The organism is Yoonia sp. R2331 (genome assembly GCF_041103235.1).
Classification (GTDB): domain Bacteria; phylum Pseudomonadota; class Alphaproteobacteria; order Rhodobacterales; family Rhodobacteraceae; genus CANMYO01.
The window spans coordinates 306,734-322,481 of sequence record NZ_JBGCUN010000002.1 but is presented as its reverse complement, the minus strand read 5'-3'; the positions used below and the strand labels follow the sequence as shown (position 1 = coordinate 322,481).

The 15,748-nt window shown below is 61.2% G+C and carries 14 protein-coding genes; 6 read left to right on the top strand and 8 right to left on the bottom strand.

What is annotated here, in order from left to right:
* Window positions 1–103: 103 nt before the first annotated feature.
* The gene (locus tag AB3Y40_RS16335; RefSeq protein WP_369439945.1) at window positions 104–1,009 is read right to left on the bottom strand and encodes a Gfo/Idh/MocA family protein; all 906 of its coding nucleotides are present in this window, start codon (window positions 1,007–1,009) and stop codon (window positions 104–106) included.
* Window positions 1,009–2,763, bottom strand: a complete 1,755-nt coding sequence (gene araD, locus AB3Y40_RS16330) for an L-arabinonate dehydratase (RefSeq protein WP_369439944.1) — start codon at window positions 2,761–2,763, stop codon at window positions 1,009–1,011. The genes AB3Y40_RS16335 and araD overlap by 1 nt, the downstream gene beginning before the upstream one ends.
* Window positions 2,764–2,915: 152 nt before the next feature.
* Here araD and AB3Y40_RS16325 point away from each other — a divergent pair, with 152 nt between their 5' ends.
* The 4 genes from AB3Y40_RS16325 (at window position 2,916) to AB3Y40_RS16310 (ending at window position 8,040) form a co-directional block, all read left to right on the top strand.
* On the top strand, window positions 2,916–3,665 hold the full coding sequence (locus tag AB3Y40_RS16325; protein ID WP_369439943.1) for a class II aldolase and adducin N-terminal domain-containing protein: 750 nt from the start codon (window positions 2,916–2,918) through the stop codon (window positions 3,663–3,665).
* A gap of 150 nt (window positions 3,666–3,815) precedes the next feature.
* Entirely contained in the window at window positions 3,816–4,979 is a 1,164-nt protein-coding gene (locus tag AB3Y40_RS16320; protein ID WP_369439942.1) for an acyl-CoA dehydrogenase family protein, read from the top strand.
* Between the two features lie 285 nt (window positions 4,980–5,264).
* Window positions 5,265–7,265: an acetate--CoA ligase family protein gene (locus tag AB3Y40_RS16315; RefSeq protein ID WP_369439941.1), complete on the top strand. Its 2,001-nt coding sequence runs from the start codon at window positions 5,265–5,267 to the stop codon at window positions 7,263–7,265.
* On the top strand, window positions 7,258–8,040 hold the full coding sequence (locus tag AB3Y40_RS16310; RefSeq protein ID WP_369439940.1) for a carnitinyl-CoA dehydratase: 783 nt from the start codon (window positions 7,258–7,260) through the stop codon (window positions 8,038–8,040). Before AB3Y40_RS16315 ends, AB3Y40_RS16310 begins: the two co-directional genes overlap by 8 nt.
* Here AB3Y40_RS16310 and AB3Y40_RS16305 read toward each other — a convergent pair.
* Window positions 8,037–8,666: a class I SAM-dependent DNA methyltransferase gene (locus tag AB3Y40_RS16305; RefSeq protein ID WP_369439939.1), complete on the bottom strand. Its 630-nt coding sequence runs from the start codon at window positions 8,664–8,666 to the stop codon at window positions 8,037–8,039. The two genes, AB3Y40_RS16310 and AB3Y40_RS16305, sit on opposite strands and share 4 nt — an antisense overlap.
* Before the next feature lie 54 nt (window positions 8,667–8,720).
* Here AB3Y40_RS16305 and AB3Y40_RS16300 point away from each other — a divergent pair, with 54 nt between their 5' ends.
* Window positions 8,721–9,575 carry an SDR family oxidoreductase gene (locus AB3Y40_RS16300; RefSeq protein ID WP_369439938.1) on the top strand — a complete coding sequence of 285 codons (855 nt, stop codon included), beginning with the start codon at window positions 8,721–8,723 and terminating at the stop codon, window positions 9,573–9,575.
* Here AB3Y40_RS16300 and AB3Y40_RS16295 read toward each other — a convergent pair.
* Complete coding sequence (locus AB3Y40_RS16295; protein WP_369439937.1) at window positions 9,508–10,191, bottom strand: androgen-induced gene 1 family protein; 684 nt, start codon at window positions 10,189–10,191, stop codon at window positions 9,508–9,510. The two genes, AB3Y40_RS16300 and AB3Y40_RS16295, sit on opposite strands and share 68 nt — an antisense overlap.
* Window positions 10,192–10,327: 136 nt before the next feature.
* On the opposite strand from AB3Y40_RS16295, the gene AB3Y40_RS16290 reads away from it, so the two are divergent.
* Window positions 10,328–11,095 (top strand): ion transporter, encoded by a 768-nt coding sequence (locus tag AB3Y40_RS16290; RefSeq protein ID WP_369439936.1) that lies wholly within the window; start codon window positions 10,328–10,330, stop codon window positions 11,093–11,095.
* A gap of 506 nt (window positions 11,096–11,601) precedes the next feature.
* Here AB3Y40_RS16290 and dxs read toward each other — a convergent pair.
* The 4 genes from dxs to AB3Y40_RS16270 are packed head-to-tail and all read right to left on the bottom strand — an operon-like array spanning window position 11,602 to window position 15,536.
* Window positions 11,602–13,515: a 1-deoxy-D-xylulose-5-phosphate synthase gene (dxs, locus tag AB3Y40_RS16285; protein WP_369439935.1), complete on the bottom strand. Its 1,914-nt coding sequence runs from the start codon at window positions 13,513–13,515 to the stop codon at window positions 11,602–11,604.
* 8 nt (window positions 13,516–13,523) lie between these two features.
* A complete protein-coding gene (locus tag AB3Y40_RS16280; protein WP_369439934.1) occupies window positions 13,524–14,390 on the bottom strand; it encodes a polyprenyl synthetase family protein in 867 nt (288 codons plus the stop codon).
* Window positions 14,383–14,616 (bottom strand): exodeoxyribonuclease VII small subunit, encoded by a 234-nt coding sequence (locus tag AB3Y40_RS16275; protein WP_369439933.1) that lies wholly within the window; start codon window positions 14,614–14,616, stop codon window positions 14,383–14,385. Before AB3Y40_RS16275 ends, AB3Y40_RS16280 begins: the two co-directional genes overlap by 8 nt.
* On the bottom strand, window positions 14,613–15,536 hold the full coding sequence (locus AB3Y40_RS16270; protein ID WP_369439932.1) for a histone deacetylase family protein: 924 nt from the start codon (window positions 15,534–15,536) through the stop codon (window positions 14,613–14,615). The genes AB3Y40_RS16275 and AB3Y40_RS16270 overlap by 4 nt, the downstream gene beginning before the upstream one ends.
* Window positions 15,537–15,748: the final 212 nt, after the last annotated feature.

Genomic DNA, 15,748 nt, shown 5'->3' with positions numbered 1-15,748 from the left:
GAACTTAAATATGCTGGGGGAGCGCGAGGGGGCAAAGCCCCCTCGTATCGCGACGCCGAATGGCGGCGCAAAACATCACGTGCGCGCTTCGCGCGCTCAATGCTTAGAATGCAAAGGGCGCGACGGTCACGCGACGGCCCAGCGTCAGGGCATCCGCCACATGCACCATCGGGGCCAGATCAACATCCGACACACCGCGCCTGACCAAATCCGCCATCCGGTCATAAAGCGCCGGATATTCGCGGTTCGGCCCAACATCCTGCGCCACGCCTTCAATCAAAAGCGTCGCACCGCCATCGGCCAGTTCCAGCACACCGGCGTCGGTCTCGGCCACCATGCCCCAAGTTTGCGGCCCCTCTTGCCGCCAATCGAAATCCGCCGTCACTCCGCCGGTAAAGCTCAGCTCTGCCGCAATCGGCGTATCCCGGTTTTCAGGGAACTCCAGCGTCGCTTCGCGCAGAAACACTGGTGCTGGCAAAATTTCGGTCAGGATCGACAGCGCGTTGATGCTCGGGTCAAAGACCCCCATGCCGCCGGGGTCGAACACCCACTCTTGCCCCGGATGCCATTTGCGCACGTCCTCGCGCCAGGTGATGTGCAGCCGCTTGATCTGTTTGTCCGCTAACCAAGCCTTGGCCCCCGCGACACCCGCCGCCATCCTGCTGTGCCATGTGGCAAACAGGACCACGCCCGCGTCATCCGCCATCTGCTGTAGCGCGTGCACTTCGGCCAGCGTCGCACCGGGGGGCTTTTCCAGCATCACATGCCGCCCTGCCGCAATCGCCTTGGCGGCATAATCAAACCGCGGCACAGGCGGCAAACAAAGCGAGATTGCAGGGACATCACTGTTCGCCAAGAAGGCGTCGAAATCAGTGAACGCAGACACGCCCTCAACAGACCCTGACCGGCTGACCGTGGCGGCCAATGTCCAATCCGCGCTGGCGTTCAGCGCAGGCACATGTTGGTCCTGCGCGATCTTGCCGATCCCGACCAGACAGATCTCCATCATCAATGCGCCTCTTTCCCCACGGCATTGCCGCGGCAACCCACAAGGAAATCAAAATCGGCCCCGGTATCAGCCCCCAGAACCCTATCATGATAAAGCTGCGCATAGCCGCCATCTGGGCGCGGGTTCGCACCCGAGTTCTCGACCTGCCAGGCCTCCATCCGCGCGGCCAGTTCGGCATCCGGAATATCCAGATGCAACTTGCGGTTCGGCACGTCCAATTCGATCATATCGCCCGATTGCACCACCGCCAGCGGCCCGCCCACCGCCGCCTCGGGCGAGGTATGCAGAACCACGGTGCCAAAGGCTGTGCCGGACATGCGCGCATCCGAAATCCGCACCATATCGGTGATGCCCTTGCGCAGAATTTTCGGCGGCAGACCCATGTTACCCACCTCTGCCATGCCCGGATAGCCGCGCGGCCCGCAGTTTTTCAGGACCATCACGCAGGTTTCATCAATATCCAGATCCTCGTCATCAATCCGCGCTTTGTAATCGTCGATGTCCTCGAACACGACAGCCCGGCCCTTGTGGACCATCAGGCTTTCGGTGGCGGCGGAAGGTTTCAGCACCGCGCCCTTGGGCGCGAGGTTCCCGCGCAACACCGCAATACCGCCCGATCGCGCCAGCGCTTTTTCCACTGGCAGGATCACATCGTCATTCCAGTTTTTGACGTCCTTCACCTCGTCCCAGATCGACCCGCCAGACACGGTCAGCGCATCCTTGTGCAACAGCCCACTGTCGCCCAGATGCTTGATCACCACCGGCAGGCCACCGGCATAAAAGAACTCTTCCATCAGATACTTGCCCGAAGGCATCAGGTTCACAATCGTCGGCACATCGCGCCCGCAACGATCCCAGTCATCCAGCGTCAGATCAACGCCGACCCGGCCTGCCACGGCCAGCAAATGCACAACCGCATTGGTCGACCCGCCAATCGCGCCATTGGTGCGGATCGCGTTTTCGAACGCCTCTTTGGTCATGATGTCCGATGGCTTCAGGTCATCCTTGACCATGTCCACAATCCGGCGGCCCGTCATATGTGCGGCCACCCGGCGGCGGCTGTCCACGGCGGGGATCGCGGCATTGCCAGACAAGGCCATGCCCAGTGCCTCTGCCATGCTGGCCATCGTGCTGGCGGTGCCCATCGTGTTGCACGACCCCGGACTGCGCGACATGGAGGCTTCGGCCTCCACAAATTCTTCTGCCGTCATCTCACCCGCGCGCACGGCTTCGGAAAACTTCCACAGATGCGTGCCGGACCCGACCCGTTCGCCCCGGAAATGACCGTTCAGCATCGGCCCGCCCGACACCACAATTGCCGGCAAATCGACCGAGGCCGCGCCCATCAGCAGCGCCGGCGTGGTCTTGTCACAGCCAGCCAGCAAAACAACACCGTCCATCGCCTTGCCTCGGATCGCCTCTTCCACGTCCATCGCACAAAGGTTGCGGTACATCATCGCTGTCGGCCGCAGTGTCGATTCAGACGGCGAAAACACCGGGAATTCCACCGGGAAACCGCCCGCCTCGTAGACGCCGAATTTCACCCGCTCTGCCAGATCGCGCAGATGCGCGTTGCACGGGGTCAGCTCTGACCATGTGTTGCAAATTCCGATCACCGGGCGGCCGTCGAGCAAATCCGCAGGCAGACCCTGATTTTTCATCCACGACCGGTGATAAATCGCATCTTTCGACGTGCCGCCAAACCATTCCTGAGAGCGAAGCTTGCGGGGCCATTTGGCGGGTTTGAAAGCCATGACGACATCTTTCTTTGGGGTTTGTTTCGGCGCGGATCATTCCAGATCGGCCCGCCGGGAACAATGCCCAGCCCGACAAATCCCGGCGCGTCTTCATAATTCTTGCCTCAGACCCGTTTCGCTGGCAGCGTGTTGCGCAAAAAGGGACCGCCATGAACGCACCACAGCACAATATGACCCACTGGGCCGAAAGGGTCGATCTGGCCGCGGCCTTTCGCTGGACGGCGCGGCTGAACATGCACGAAGGTGTCGCGAACCACTTTTCCCTTGCGATCAACGATGACGGCTCCCGGTTCCTGATGAACCCCAATCAGATGCATTTTGCCCGGATCAAGGCCAGCGACATGATCGAGGTGGACGCCAACGACCCCGATACCTTGTCCGGCCCGAACGCACCTGACCCCACGGCCTGGGGCCTGCACGGCGGCATTCACCGGCTTGTGCCGCACGCCCGCTGCGCGATGCATGTCCATTCGATCCACGCCACGGTGCTGGCCAGTCTGGCCGACAGTACCCTGCCACCCATCGACCAGAACTGCTGTACCTTCTTCAACCGTGTTGTCGTTGATGGCGACTACGGTGGGCTTGCATTTGAAGACGAAGGCGCGCGCTGCGCGGCCTTGTTCACCGACCCGAAGAAAAAGGTCATGGTCATGGGCAACCACGGCATCCTGATCATCGGGGCCACCGTGGCAGAGACCTTCAACCGGCTCTATTATTTTGAACGCGCGGCAGAGACCTATATCCGCGCCCTGCAAACCGGCCAGCCCTTGCGGCTGATCCCCGACGACATCGCGGAAAAGACCGCGCGCGAGCTGGAAGACTACCCTGACCAGGACACCCGCCACCTGAGCGAGCTTAAGGCGATCCTTGACGAAGAGGGTTCGACCTATGCCCACTGACGCCGAAGCGCGCGACGCCGTCCGCAAAAAGCAGATGTCAACATGACGGTCTTCTGCGACGACCTATCGCTTTGGACAAGCACCCGCCGACCGGGATGAACGTGGGCAGCTGCCCGACGCAATTGTCCCAAACCAAACGCAGAGTGTCCCATGAGCACCTATGGCCTGACTGACGAACATACCATGATCGCGGAAACCGTCCGCAGCTTCGTCGAGAAAGAGATTTACCCCCACGAAGACCTTGTTGAACGCACCGGCGAAGTGCCCGCCGAGATCGCGCAAGAGATCAAGGAAAAGACTCTAAACCTAGGGTTTTATGCCTGCAATTTCCCGCAAAGCGTCGGCTGCGCGGGGCTCAACCATATCGAATTTGCGCTGGTTGAACGAGAGCTGGGGCGCGGATCAATGGCGCTGAACCACTTCTTTGGGCGGCCGCAAAACATCCTGATGGCCTGTCAGGGCGAACAGATCGACCGCTACCTGATGCCCGCTGTCCGGGGCGAGCGGATGGATGCGCTGGCCATGACAGAACCCGGCGCCGGGTCGGACGTGCGGGGGATGAAGTGTTCCGCTGTGCGCGATGGCGGGGATTGGGTGCTGAACGGGACGAAGCACTTTATCTCGGGCGCGGATCACGCTGATTTTCTGATCGTCTTTGTGGCAACGGGTGAGGATCAGACGCCGCGCGGCCCGAAGAAGCGGATCACGACGTTTCTGGTGGATCGCGGCACACCCGGATTTACGATCCGGGACGGTTACAAGTCCGTCAGCCACCGCGGCTACAAGAACATGATCCTTGAATTCGACGACTGCCGCCTGCCGGATGCGCAGGTGCTGGGCGAAGTTGATGGCGGCTTTGATGTGATGAACGAATGGCTTTATGCCACGCGGATCACAGTCGCCACCATGTCCGTGGGCCGGGCGCGGCGGTGTTTCGATTATGCGCTGAACTATGCCGCAGAGCGCGAGCAATTCGGCCAGAAGATCGGCAAATTCCAAGGGATCAGCTTTCAGCTTGCCGACATGATCACCGAAATCGACGCCGCCGATCTCCTGACCCTCGCCGCCGCCGACCGGCTCGACAAGGGCCAGCCCGCGAACCGGGAGATTGCGAGCGCCAAGCTCTACGCCACTGAGATGCTGGCGCGGGTGACTGATGCCGCGATCCAGATTCACGGGGGGATGGGCCTGATGGACGACTACCCGCTGGAACGGTTCTGGCGCGATGCACGGGTGGAAAGGATCTGGGACGGGACATCTGAAATTCAGCGCCACATCATCAGCCGCGATCTTTTGCGCGCGTTGGGCGCCTAGCATGTTGCGCCGCAAGATTGCGTCGCCGTGGGAGGGGGGCCAGCCCCCCGTCCGCAAGCGGACTCCCCCCGGGATATTTTTGGCCAGAAGAAGTAACGGACCCTTAACCGGAATCGCGCAGCTTCTGCAGGCGGTACAGGCGGGGACGTCGATGACCGCGCCAGGAGAAGCCTCTCGCGGTCTGAGGACGCGAGAGGTGGACCCCCTGGTACAACCAAATCTTCTTCTGGCCAAAATAATCCCCGCCGGAGGCTCCCCCCGTTTCAGACAGCGTTGGTGTCTGCCATGACACGTGACCTGTCCCGTTTACTGAACCCCAAGTCCGTTGCCGTGATTGGCGGCGGCGCCTGGTGCGCGGCTGTGATCCTGCAGCTGGAAAAGATCGGCTATGCCGGAGAGATTTGGCCAATTCACCCTGTAAAAGACACTATTCTGGGGCGAAAAGCTTACCGAGGTGTGCCTGACCTGCCCGGTGTTCCGGACGCGGCTTTTGTCGGAATCAACCGGGATGCGACCATTGGAGCCGTGGAACGGTTGCGCCGCGCGGGTACTGGCGGCGCGGTTTGTTTTGCCTCTGGTTTTGACGAGGTCGCGGATGGTGGCGATCTGCATGACCGTTTGCTGAAAGCGGCTGGTGAGATGCCGGTATTGGGGCCCAATTGTTATGGGTTGATCAACGCGCTGGATGGTGCGGCGCTATGGCCCGATCAGCACGGGCTTATTGCCTGCGACAGGGGTGTGGCGATCCTGACGCAGTCGTCCAACATCGCGATCAACCTGACGATGCAGACGCGCGGCCTTCCGATCAGTCATGTGATCACCTGCGGCAATCAGGCACAAACCACACAGGCGCAGATCGCGGCGTCCCTGCTGGATGATCCGCGTGTCACTGCCATTGGATTGCATATCGAAGGGTTCGGCGATCCCCACGATTGGGAAGTTCTGGCGCGCAAAGCCCGCGCAAGGAACATCCCCATTGTCGCGCTGAAGGTCGGTCGCTCGGCCGAGGCGCAGGCCAGCACTGTATCCCACACCGCCTCGCTGGCCGGGCAAGACGCGGCGAGTGCAGCGCTTTTGGCGCGGCTCGGGATCGCGCGGGTGGATGATCTTGGTACGCTGATCGAGGCGTTGAAGCTGTTGCATGTGACCGGGCCGCTGCCACATGGCGACATCGCCACGATCAGTTGTTCTGGCGGAGAAGCGGCATTGGCCGCTGATCTGGCGCAGCGGCATGGGCTGCGCTTTCCCCCGTTGAAGCCGCAGCAGAAAAAGGCGCTTTCTGCAGCCCTTGGCCCCAAGGTCGCGCTGGCAAATCCGCTGGATTATCACACCTACATTTGGCGCGACACCAATGCCATGACGGCTGCATTTTCGGCCATGTTAGACACTGATTTGGCCCTTACGATGCTGATCGTAGACTTCCCCCGTGCTGACCGTTGCGACGTTGCGGATTGGGACTGCGCGATTGATGCGGCTAAGGCCACGCGGGCGCAGGGTGGACTACCGGTGGCGATGATTGCGACTCTCCCAGAGCTGATGCCAGAGGCCGTTGCCACCGACCTGATGCAAGCGGGACTCGTGCCGCTGAACGGGTTGGACACCGCGATGGCCGCCGTCGCCGCGGCGGTTCAGCGGGGTGCACCGGATTTGGAATTGGACCTGTGCCGCCACAACGCGCTGGGTGGGAATGTTCTGACTGAACATGCCGCCAAGTCGGCGCTAGCCGCATATGGTGTGCCGATCCCCAATGGCACCACCGCGCTGGATCAGGTCGACACGCTGTCCGCGCCGCTGGTGCTGAAAGGATCCGGCTTTGCCCACAAGACGGATCATGGCGCGGTCAAGTTGCATCTTACTCATGCGGATGTGCCCGACGCCGCCACCCAAATGAACGCGCCCGGCTACCTTGTCGAAGAGATGGTGACAGATGGTGTGGCAGAGCTTTTGGTGGGGATCACCGCCGATCCCACATGCGGATTTCTGATGACGCTCGGCGCAGGCGGCACATTGACCGAACTGCTGGATGACACCGTGCATCTGTTGCTGCCGACCTCTGAAAACAGCGTGAAACAGGCTCTAACAAGGCTGAAAACGTCCAAATTGCTTGCCGGGTATCGCGGTAAACCTGCCGCAGACCACGCTGCGATTGTTGCGGCAATCATGGCGATACAGGACTATGTCCTTGCCCATGCGGACACCATTGCCGAAGTTGAGGTGAACCCGCTGATTTGCACCCCCACCCGCGCGGTTGCAGCGGATGCGCTGATAAGGAAAGCCGATGACTGACCCGATCAAGACCCAGCGCGATGGCGCGATCCTGACTGTGACGCTCGACCGGCCAAAGGCCAATGCGATTGATTTGCAAACCAGCCGTCGCATGGGCGAGGTGTTTGCCACTTTCCGCGACGACCCGGACCTGCGCGTGGCGATCATTACCGGTGCCGGTGAAAAGTTCTTTTGCCCCGGTTGGGACCTCAAGGCCGCGAACGACGGTGATGCGGTGGATGGCGACTATGGCGTTGGCGGATTTGGGGGGCTGCAGGAATTGCCACAAATGAATAAGCCGGTGATCGCCGCTGTGAACGGCATTTGCTGCGGCGGCGGGCTGGAATTGGCGCTTTCGGCGGACATCATTCTGGCTGCAGACCACGCCACCTTTGCCCTGCCCGAGATTCGGTCAGGCACCGTGGCGGATGCCGCCAGCGTCAAGTTGCCCAAGCGCATCCCCTATCACATCGCGATGGAATTGTTACTGACCGGGCGCTGGTTTGACGCGGCAGAGGCGCACAGTTGGGGCATCGTGAACCATATTCATCCGGGGCCAGACCTGATGGCCGAAGCGCAGAAGATGGCCGGACTGATCGCAAGTGGCCCGCCGCTGGTCTATGCCGCGATCAAAGAGATCGTGCGCGATGCGGAAGATGCGAAATTTCAAGACAGCATGAACCGGATCACCAAACGGCAGTTGCCAACTGTTGACCGGCTCTACGCCAGCGAGGATCAGGCAGAGGGCGCGCGCGCCTTTGCGGAAAAGCGCGATCCTGTCTGGAAGGGACGTTAGCGCAGTTTCAGGATCAGAAGCTTGGCCAGATCGTTGCGATGCTGTTCCTCGGCGCGGTCATCGTAGATGCGCACGTCCTGTGCCTTCCGTTCGGCAAAAACAGTGTCTAAAGCGGACAATACAGGGGCAAATCCGGCAGAATCGTAATGTCCGGCATTGACAGACAGCACGCAGGTAGCACCGGGGGCTGCGAGTGCAAGAAGAGGCCGCAAACCTTCTGGCCCAACGTGTCCATGAGTGAATGTCCCGGCACTGACGATCCCGGCATAGGACGCAGGCGCAAGGGTGTGACCAGGTTCAAAAATGTCGTCACTGTAAAGGTCGCGATAGTGGCCTTTGCTTTGGGCAACACGCAGCATCTTTTCGGACAGGTCGACAGCGTCAATGGGACCGATCCGCATGTGCGCCAAATGGTCCGCGACCAGCCCGGTACCGGCCCCGAAATCAAGCACGGGGCCCACGCCACCAGCACCAGCAAACGCAAGGGCGACGGCCCGCGGCAATTGATACCCCATCGCCTCGCCAAAACCGGCGTCATAGGTCTGCGCCCAAGCGTCATAAAGCGCGCGAATGCCATCGTCTGACGACAGCGCATAAGCATCCGACAGGTTGGGCAGCTTGGGCATAGGCAAACGTTAACATAACCTTGCATCCCGTCCAGTGCTGGGCCATCCCAAGGCATGACACAGACTTTGCTTTCATTCGGTCACGGTTACTCTGCGCAGGCGCTTGAACCGCATGTGCGGGACTGGCGCGTGATCGGCACCACCCGGAACGAGGATAAGCTGGCCGCCATGATGGCGCGCGGGGTTGAGCCGCGGATCTGGCCCGGCGCCAACATGATCCCCGCGCTGGATGCGGCCACGCATCTGTTGATCTCGGCCGCGCCGGATGAAAACGGCGACCCGGTACTGGCAGAATTGCGCGATGAAATTGCACAGCGCGCCGGGCAATTCCAATGGGTCGGCTATCTGTCCACGACCGGGGTCTACGGCGACCATCAGGGCGATTGGGTGGATGAGGACACGCCCCTGACCCCGGCCACCAAACGCGGAATCGCCCGTGTTAGAGCCGAAAGCGAATGGTCCGCCATCCCCGGACTGCCGCTCCACATCTTCCGCCTTGCGGGCATCTACGGCCCCGGACGTGGCCCCTTTGCCAAGGTGCGCAATGGCACGGCACGACGGATCATCAAGCCCGGACAAGTGTTCAGCCGCACACATGTGACAGACATCGCACAGGTCCTCGCCGCCTCCATCGCGCGGCCAAATCCGGGTGCAGCTTACAACGTCTGTGACGATGACCCGGCCCCGCCCGAAGACGTGATCGCGCATGCGGCCGACTTGCTGGGCCTGCCCGTGCCAGAGGCCGAAGATTTCGCAACGGCAGAGATGACGCCAATGGCACGCAGCTTTTATGCCGAAAGCAAGAAAGTGCGGAACGACCGGATCAAGACAGAGCTGGGCGTTACCCTGCGCTACCCGGACTATCGGGCAGGGCTTGCGGCCCTTCTAGCCGCGGAAACATCCGCCTGACACCCCAGGCGATGCCCGCAAAGGCCAGCAACAGCACCCCGGCGGCGGCAAAATAGGTACCATAAGTCGCCAGGCGGTCGGGCACCGTCAGCGAGTTCAGGAACGGATAGGGCAGACCATTGGTCACTGTGCCGCGCGGCGTCGTCGCCAGCGCCTGTACCACAAACTCTATCCAGCAAATATAGACACTAATCAGGCCAATCAGCCACAAGGCGCCCGCTTTCAACCGGCGGAAAGCGCGGTGAATGAAGGTGGCATCAATCCATTGCAGCAGCGGGCCAAGACCGTGCAGGTAAAGCTCCAGATAGGGTTCGCCCAGCTTGCCGTCGCGGGTCACGGATGTTGGATCGTTCAGGAACAGCGACCAGTAAAGATAGACAACCATCGCGTTCACGACCGCGGTCATGCTGACGAACCCGTCCCAGCGTTTGGTGCTGCGGCCTTCCTCGATCGCCATCATGCGGCTGGCGGCAAAGAAAGAGCAAAACAGCGCCCAAACCGTCAGAAACCGGAATGGCCCGGAAAAGTTCGTATAATCGCTGAGAAACACCATGCGCAGGCAATAGCCAGCGGCCAGCAAGAACACGATCCAGCGATAGATTTTGACGGCTTTCATGTGGTCCCTCCGGTTTGCGCCAGACTGCCGCGCGCAGCGCCCGCTTGCAAACCCTGACCCTGCGTCGCGATTTCCCTTGAAGCCATGCCGCACGCGCCACATATCCACACGGGACAGCAACGGGACCAGCACCACCATGCGCACAGCCATCGCCGCCTTTCTTGACCACGCCGCCGTGCGGCGCGGGATCATCGCGGTGATCCTGTTCAACGCCGTCATCTTGGGGCTTGAGACGTCATCGACCGTCATGGCCACCTATGGCCCACTGATCCTGCGGCTTGATGCGATCTGTCTGGCGATCTTCGTGACCGAGATTGCGCTGAAACTTTTCGCCCATCGCCTCGCGTTCTTCCGCGATGGCTGGAACATCTTTGATTTTGTGATCGTCGGCATCGCCTTGGTGCCCGCCGCCCAAGGGCTGTCAGTCCTGCGGGCGCTGCGCATCCTGCGGGTGCTGCGCGTCGTCTCGGTCGCGCCCAGCCTGCGCCGCGTGGTCGAAGGTTTCATCACAGCGCTGCCCGGCATGGGGTCGGTTTTCATGCTGATGGGGATCATCTTCTACATCGGCGCTGTCATGGCGACCAAACTCTTCGGCGCAAGTTTCCCGCAATGGTTCGGGTCACTCGGGCAATCGGCCTATTCGTTGTTTCAGATCATGACGCTGGAAAGCTGGTCCATGGGAATCGTCCGCCCGGTGATGGAGGTCTACCCATATGCCTGGGCCTTCTTCATCCCCTTCATCATGGTCACGACCTTTGCGGTGGTGAACCTGCTGGTGGGTCTGATCGTGAACTCCATGCAAGACGCCCACCACGAAGAGGACGTCGCCGCTACCGATGCCTACCGGGATGAGGTGATGGCGAAGCTGGACGCGATTGAGAAGCGGTTGGAAGGGCGGGGGTAGGGTCTGCAACAGGACATAAGTTGCGATCTCTATCTCTCCACGTACACGGGCGACTCGTCTTCGATGTAAAGCTCAGCGTTGTTTTGGGCGCACCAGTCCTCCAGTTCATTTTTTAGAACCGGCCAAAGGTCTCTTGCCCACCCTGGGGCCTTCTTTTCCCAAACCTCCTGAGTTGGCAGATATACAGAATACGCACCCATCGCGAGTTCGAGAATGAACGAACCGCCTGGGCCCGTCACAACCAGTTCTTCCTTCCAACGGGGTTGAAACTGGAAGGTTGTTCGGGGACTGGACCCAAATAGCCTGCTAAAGTGGCGATTAGTCATAGGGACTTCGTACCACCAGACCTTTTGCGATTGAAGGAAGGTGTTTCTTCGTTGCGGACCTTCGAGCTTACATGCTGTCAGGACAGCGACCTAGAACTTGCTACCTTGGAGCGCAGCGCTGACGGGCCCAGAGCAAGGGCTTCTGCCCTCCGGGCCCATCGCCAAGCGGAACCTATCAGACTACGCCCGCTTCCCCACAGACGCCACGCCCAGCACCTCAAGCACCTTCGCCTCGATATCCTCGGCATTCAGGCCCGCGACCGCGTACATGTCGCGCGGGCTGGCTTGGTCGATGAAGATATCGGGCAGCACCATCGAGCGATACTTCAGCCCGTGATCGAACACACACTCATCCGCCAGCAACTGCGCCACATGTGACCCAAATCCACCGACTGACCCTTCCTCAATGGTTATCAGCGCGTCGTGCTCTGCTGCCAGTTTCAGGATCATGTCCCTGTCCAGCGGCTTGGCGAAACGGGCATCGGCAATCGTTGGGGTGATGCCCTTTGCCGCAAGTGCTTCACAGGCGGTTTCGACCTCTGCGAGGCGCGTTCCAAACGACAAAATCGCTACTTTAGAGCCTGTTTTGACGATCCGGCCCTTGCCGATCTCCAATGGCTCCGCACCCTCGGGTATCTCGACGCCCACGCCTTCGCCACGTGGGAACCGGAAGGCGGACGGCCCGTCCTCATAGGCCGCGGCCGTCGCGACCATGCGCACCAGCTCGGCCTCATCCGCGGCGGCCATCACCACAAACCCCGGCAGGTTTGCCAGATAGGCCACATCAAACGCGCCCGCATGGGTTGCGCCGTCAGCCCCCACCAGCCCGGCACGGTCAATCGCAAAGCGTACTGGCAGGCGCTGGATCGCCACATCATGCACCACCTGATCATAGCCGCGCTGCAAGAACGTCGAATAAAGCGCGCAAAACGGCTTCATCCCACCGGCGGCCAACCCAGCGGCAAAGGTCACCGCGTGTTGTTCGGCTATCCCCACGTCAAAGCAGCGCGAGGCATAGCGCTGCATGAACTTGTTCAACCCGGTGCCATCGGGCATTGCCGCCGTGATCGCGCAGATTTTAGAGTCTGTTTCGGCCATTTTGACCAATGTGTCGGCAAAAACGCTCGTATAGCTGGGCGCGTTGGACGGGGCTTTCTTCTGCTCACCCGTGACCACGTTGAACGTGCCAACCCCGTGGCCCTTGTCGCGCGCGGCCTCTGCCGGGCCATAGCCTTTGCCCTTCTTTGTGATCGCATGGATCAGGATCGGCCCTGTGGCGCGTGCCTTGACCGTACGCAAGACAGCCAGCAGCTGATCCATGTCATGCCCGTCAATCGGGCCCAGATAGCTGAACCCCAGTTGTTCAAACAGCGTGCCGCCCACGGTCATGTGCTTGACCATATCCTTGGCCCGCTTGGCCCCTTCGCGGAAGGGTTCGGGCAGCAGGCTGACGGCCCCCTTCGCTGCCGCCTTTAGCTCTTGAAACGGCTCACCTGCATAAAGCTGGCTCAGATAAGACGACATCGCGCCCACCGGCGGGGCAATCGACATTTCGTTGTCGTTCAGGATCACAATCAGCCGTTTTTTCAGATGGCCCGCGTTGTTCATCGCCTCATAGGCCATGCCCGCCGACATCGCGCCGTCACCGATCACCGCAATCGCATCACCGCCTTCACCGCCCAGATCGCGCGCCGTGGCAAAGCCAAGTGCGGCGGAAATCGAGGTGCTGGAATGCGCGGCACCAAAGGGGTCATATTCGCTTTCGCTGCGCTTGGTGAACCCCGATAGCCCGTCCTTCATCCGCAAGGTACGGATGCGGTCACGCCGCCCAGTCAGAATCTTGTGCGGATAACATTGGTGGCTGACGTCCCAGATGATCTTGTCCTTGGGCGCAGCAAAAACCGCGTGCAGCGCCACGGTCAGTTCCACCACACCCAGGCCCGCGCCCAGATGCCCGCCGGTGACGCTGACCGCACTGATCATCTCTTCGCGGACCTCATCGGCAAGCCGGCGCAACTCGGCATCAGACATCCCCTTCATATCGGCAGGTGTGGTGACACGATCCAAATGGGGGGTCACAGGGCGTTCGGTCATGTCGTTTCCTATCTGTCCCGGGCGATGACAAATTGCGCAGCCTCGCGCAAGGTGTCAGCCTTCGCCCCATAGGGATTTAGCGCATCACAGGCCGAATCCACCAGTTCGCTTGCGCGGCTTTTCGCCCCATCCAGCCCCAAAAGCGAAACAAATGTCGCCTTTCCGGCAGCATCGTCCTTGCGTACGGCCTTGCCCACGGCGGCGGCATCGCCTTCCACGTCCAAAATGTCATCCGCGATTTGAAAGGCGAGGCCAAGTGCATCGCCATAGGCCCGCAAAGGCGCCTCATCCGCGCCCGCCATCCGGGGGCCCGCACAGCAGGACCAGGTGATCAGCGCGCCGGTCTTGCCACTTTGCAAGGTGATGATCTGATCTAGCGTCAGCGGCGTGGCTGCGGTCTCTGCAGCAATGTCCAGCATTTGCCCGCCGATCATCCCGTCGATGCCTGCGGCATGCGCCAACGTGCGGATCAACCGCAGTTTGGCCGCATCATCAAGCCCCAGATCGCCCAGCGCCTCGAACGCCAACGTCTGAAGCGCGTCACCCGTCAGCACGGCAATCGCCTCATCCCATTTGCGATGCACGGTTGGCTTGCCCCGGCGCAGGTCGTCGTCATCCATGCACGGCAGATCATCGTGGATCAGCGAATAGGCGTGCAAGGCTTCAATCGCCAGTGCCGCATCCCCGGCCTGACCGGCGCTGATCCCGTGCAGCGCCGCACCTTCCAACACCAGAAATCCGCGCAGCGTCTTGCCACCTTCCAGCGCATAGGTCGCCGCCTCTTTCAGGACGCCATCACGCGGGGCCATCGCGGCCGCCATCCGGGCCGCAACAACCGCCTGCGCCTGACGCAATGCGTCGGCAAAGTCAGTCATCCAGCGGCGCGGTCCCGGTGGGTTGACCGGAGCCATCCAGCGTAATCTTGGCGACCTTTTCTTCGGCCTCTTTCAGCTTGGCTTCACAGCGGGCTTTCAACGCAGCCCCCCGCTCGTACAGCTTGATCGACTCGTCCAGCGCCACATCACCGCGCTCCAACTGGCCCACAACCTGTTCCAGCTCTTTCATCGCGTCTTCAAAGCTCATCGCATCGACATCACTCATGTCGCCCGCTCCTTCAATACTGTCACATGGGCCGCCGCAGCCGCACCCAGCGCCTCAAGGTCATACCCGCCCTCAAGGCTTGATACCACCCGGCCCGCGCAATGTTCAGCCGCCACATCGCACAGCCGGTCCGTCACCCAGGCAAAATCCTCTGTCGTCAGGTTCATCCCCGCCAATGGATCAGCCTCATGTGCATCAAATCCCGCCGAAATCAGCAGAAGTTGCGGAGAGAACGCATCGACCCTTGGCAACACGACCCGCTCCATCACATCGCGAAACGGCTTTGAACCGGTGCCGCCCGGCAAGGGCACGTTCAGCACATTGCCCACGCCCGTTTCATGCGCGGCCCCGGTGCCGGGATACAGCGGGCTTTGATGGGTGGAACAGAACAGGATGCGTGCGTCTTCTTCGACCAGATCCTGCGTGCCATTGCCGTGATGCACGTCGAAATCGACAATCGCCACACGGTCCAACCCGTGATGATCCAGCGCATATTTCGCCGCAATCGCGACATTGCCAAAGAAACAAAACCCCATCGCCGTCTCACGCTCTGCATGGTGGCCGGGTGGGCGCATCGCGACAAAGGCATTGCCGGCCTCGCCCGCCATCACCAGATCAACCGCGCGGACAATCCCGCCCACCCCACGGAACGCGGCGGCCAGCGTGCCCACGGACATATGGGTATCCGCATCCAGCGACCGCCAGCCTTCGGTAGGGGCGGCACGGCGGATGCTGTTGATATGTCCCTGCGGATGACAGCGCAGAATGTCGTCCTCTGCCCCCAATGGGGCCTTCACGCGCAAAAGGTCCATCCCGTTCAGCGCGCCCAAAACGGCATCCAACCGCGCCACCTGTTCGGGGTGGCCGGGCGGGGTCACATGGTCATAACAATCGGGGTGGGTGATCAATGCTGTGGTCATGCCCGCAACCTCCCCCATCGCGCCGGAACCTGCAACTTCTTCTGGCCAAAATAATCCTGGGGGAGTCCGCTTGCGGACGGGGGCAAAGCCCCCAAAAAGGGGGTCGTGATTTTCGCGCCATTGGTCCGAGGGGAAATGGCGACGGGCGGGCACCGCCCCCACCCCAAGAGAGCAAACGAAGCGCGACGCTGGCTGTTTCGCACTGCCCACCT

What these genes read in the sequence shown, in the direction of transcription:
- AB3Y40_RS16335 (WP_369439945.1), bottom strand. Translation starts at nt 1,009, where the DNA reads ATGATGGAGATCTGTCTGGTCGGGATCGGCAAGATCGCGCAGGACCAA.
- araD (WP_369439944.1), bottom strand. Translation starts at nt 2,763, where the DNA reads ATGGCTTTCAAACCCGCCAAATGGCCCCGCAAGCTTCGCTCTCAGGAA.
- AB3Y40_RS16325 (WP_369439943.1), top strand. Translation starts at nt 2,916, where the DNA reads ATGAACGCACCACAGCACAATATGACCCACTGGGCCGAAAGGGTCGAT.
- AB3Y40_RS16320 (WP_369439942.1), top strand. Translation starts at nt 3,816, where the DNA reads ATGAGCACCTATGGCCTGACTGACGAACATACCATGATCGCGGAAACC.
- AB3Y40_RS16315 (WP_369439941.1), top strand. Translation starts at nt 5,265, where the DNA reads ATGACACGTGACCTGTCCCGTTTACTGAACCCCAAGTCCGTTGCCGTG.
- AB3Y40_RS16310 (WP_369439940.1), top strand. Translation starts at nt 7,258, where the DNA reads ATGACTGACCCGATCAAGACCCAGCGCGATGGCGCGATCCTGACTGTG.
- AB3Y40_RS16305 (WP_369439939.1), bottom strand. Translation starts at nt 8,666, where the DNA reads ATGCCCAAGCTGCCCAACCTGTCGGATGCTTATGCGCTGTCGTCAGAC.
- AB3Y40_RS16300 (WP_369439938.1), top strand. Translation starts at nt 8,721, where the DNA reads ATGACACAGACTTTGCTTTCATTCGGTCACGGTTACTCTGCGCAGGCG.
- AB3Y40_RS16295 (WP_369439937.1), bottom strand. Translation starts at nt 10,191, where the DNA reads ATGAAAGCCGTCAAAATCTATCGCTGGATCGTGTTCTTGCTGGCCGCT.
- AB3Y40_RS16290 (WP_369439936.1), top strand. Translation starts at nt 10,328, where the DNA reads ATGCGCACAGCCATCGCCGCCTTTCTTGACCACGCCGCCGTGCGGCGC.
- dxs (WP_369439935.1), bottom strand. Translation starts at nt 13,515, where the DNA reads ATGACCGAACGCCCTGTGACCCCCCATTTGGATCGTGTCACCACACCT.
- AB3Y40_RS16280 (WP_369439934.1), bottom strand. Translation starts at nt 14,390, where the DNA reads ATGACTGACTTTGCCGACGCATTGCGTCAGGCGCAGGCGGTTGTTGCG.
- AB3Y40_RS16275 (WP_369439933.1), bottom strand. Translation starts at nt 14,616, where the DNA reads ATGAGTGATGTCGATGCGATGAGCTTTGAAGACGCGATGAAAGAGCTG.
- AB3Y40_RS16270 (WP_369439932.1), bottom strand. Translation starts at nt 15,536, where the DNA reads ATGACCACAGCATTGATCACCCACCCCGATTGTTATGACCATGTGACC.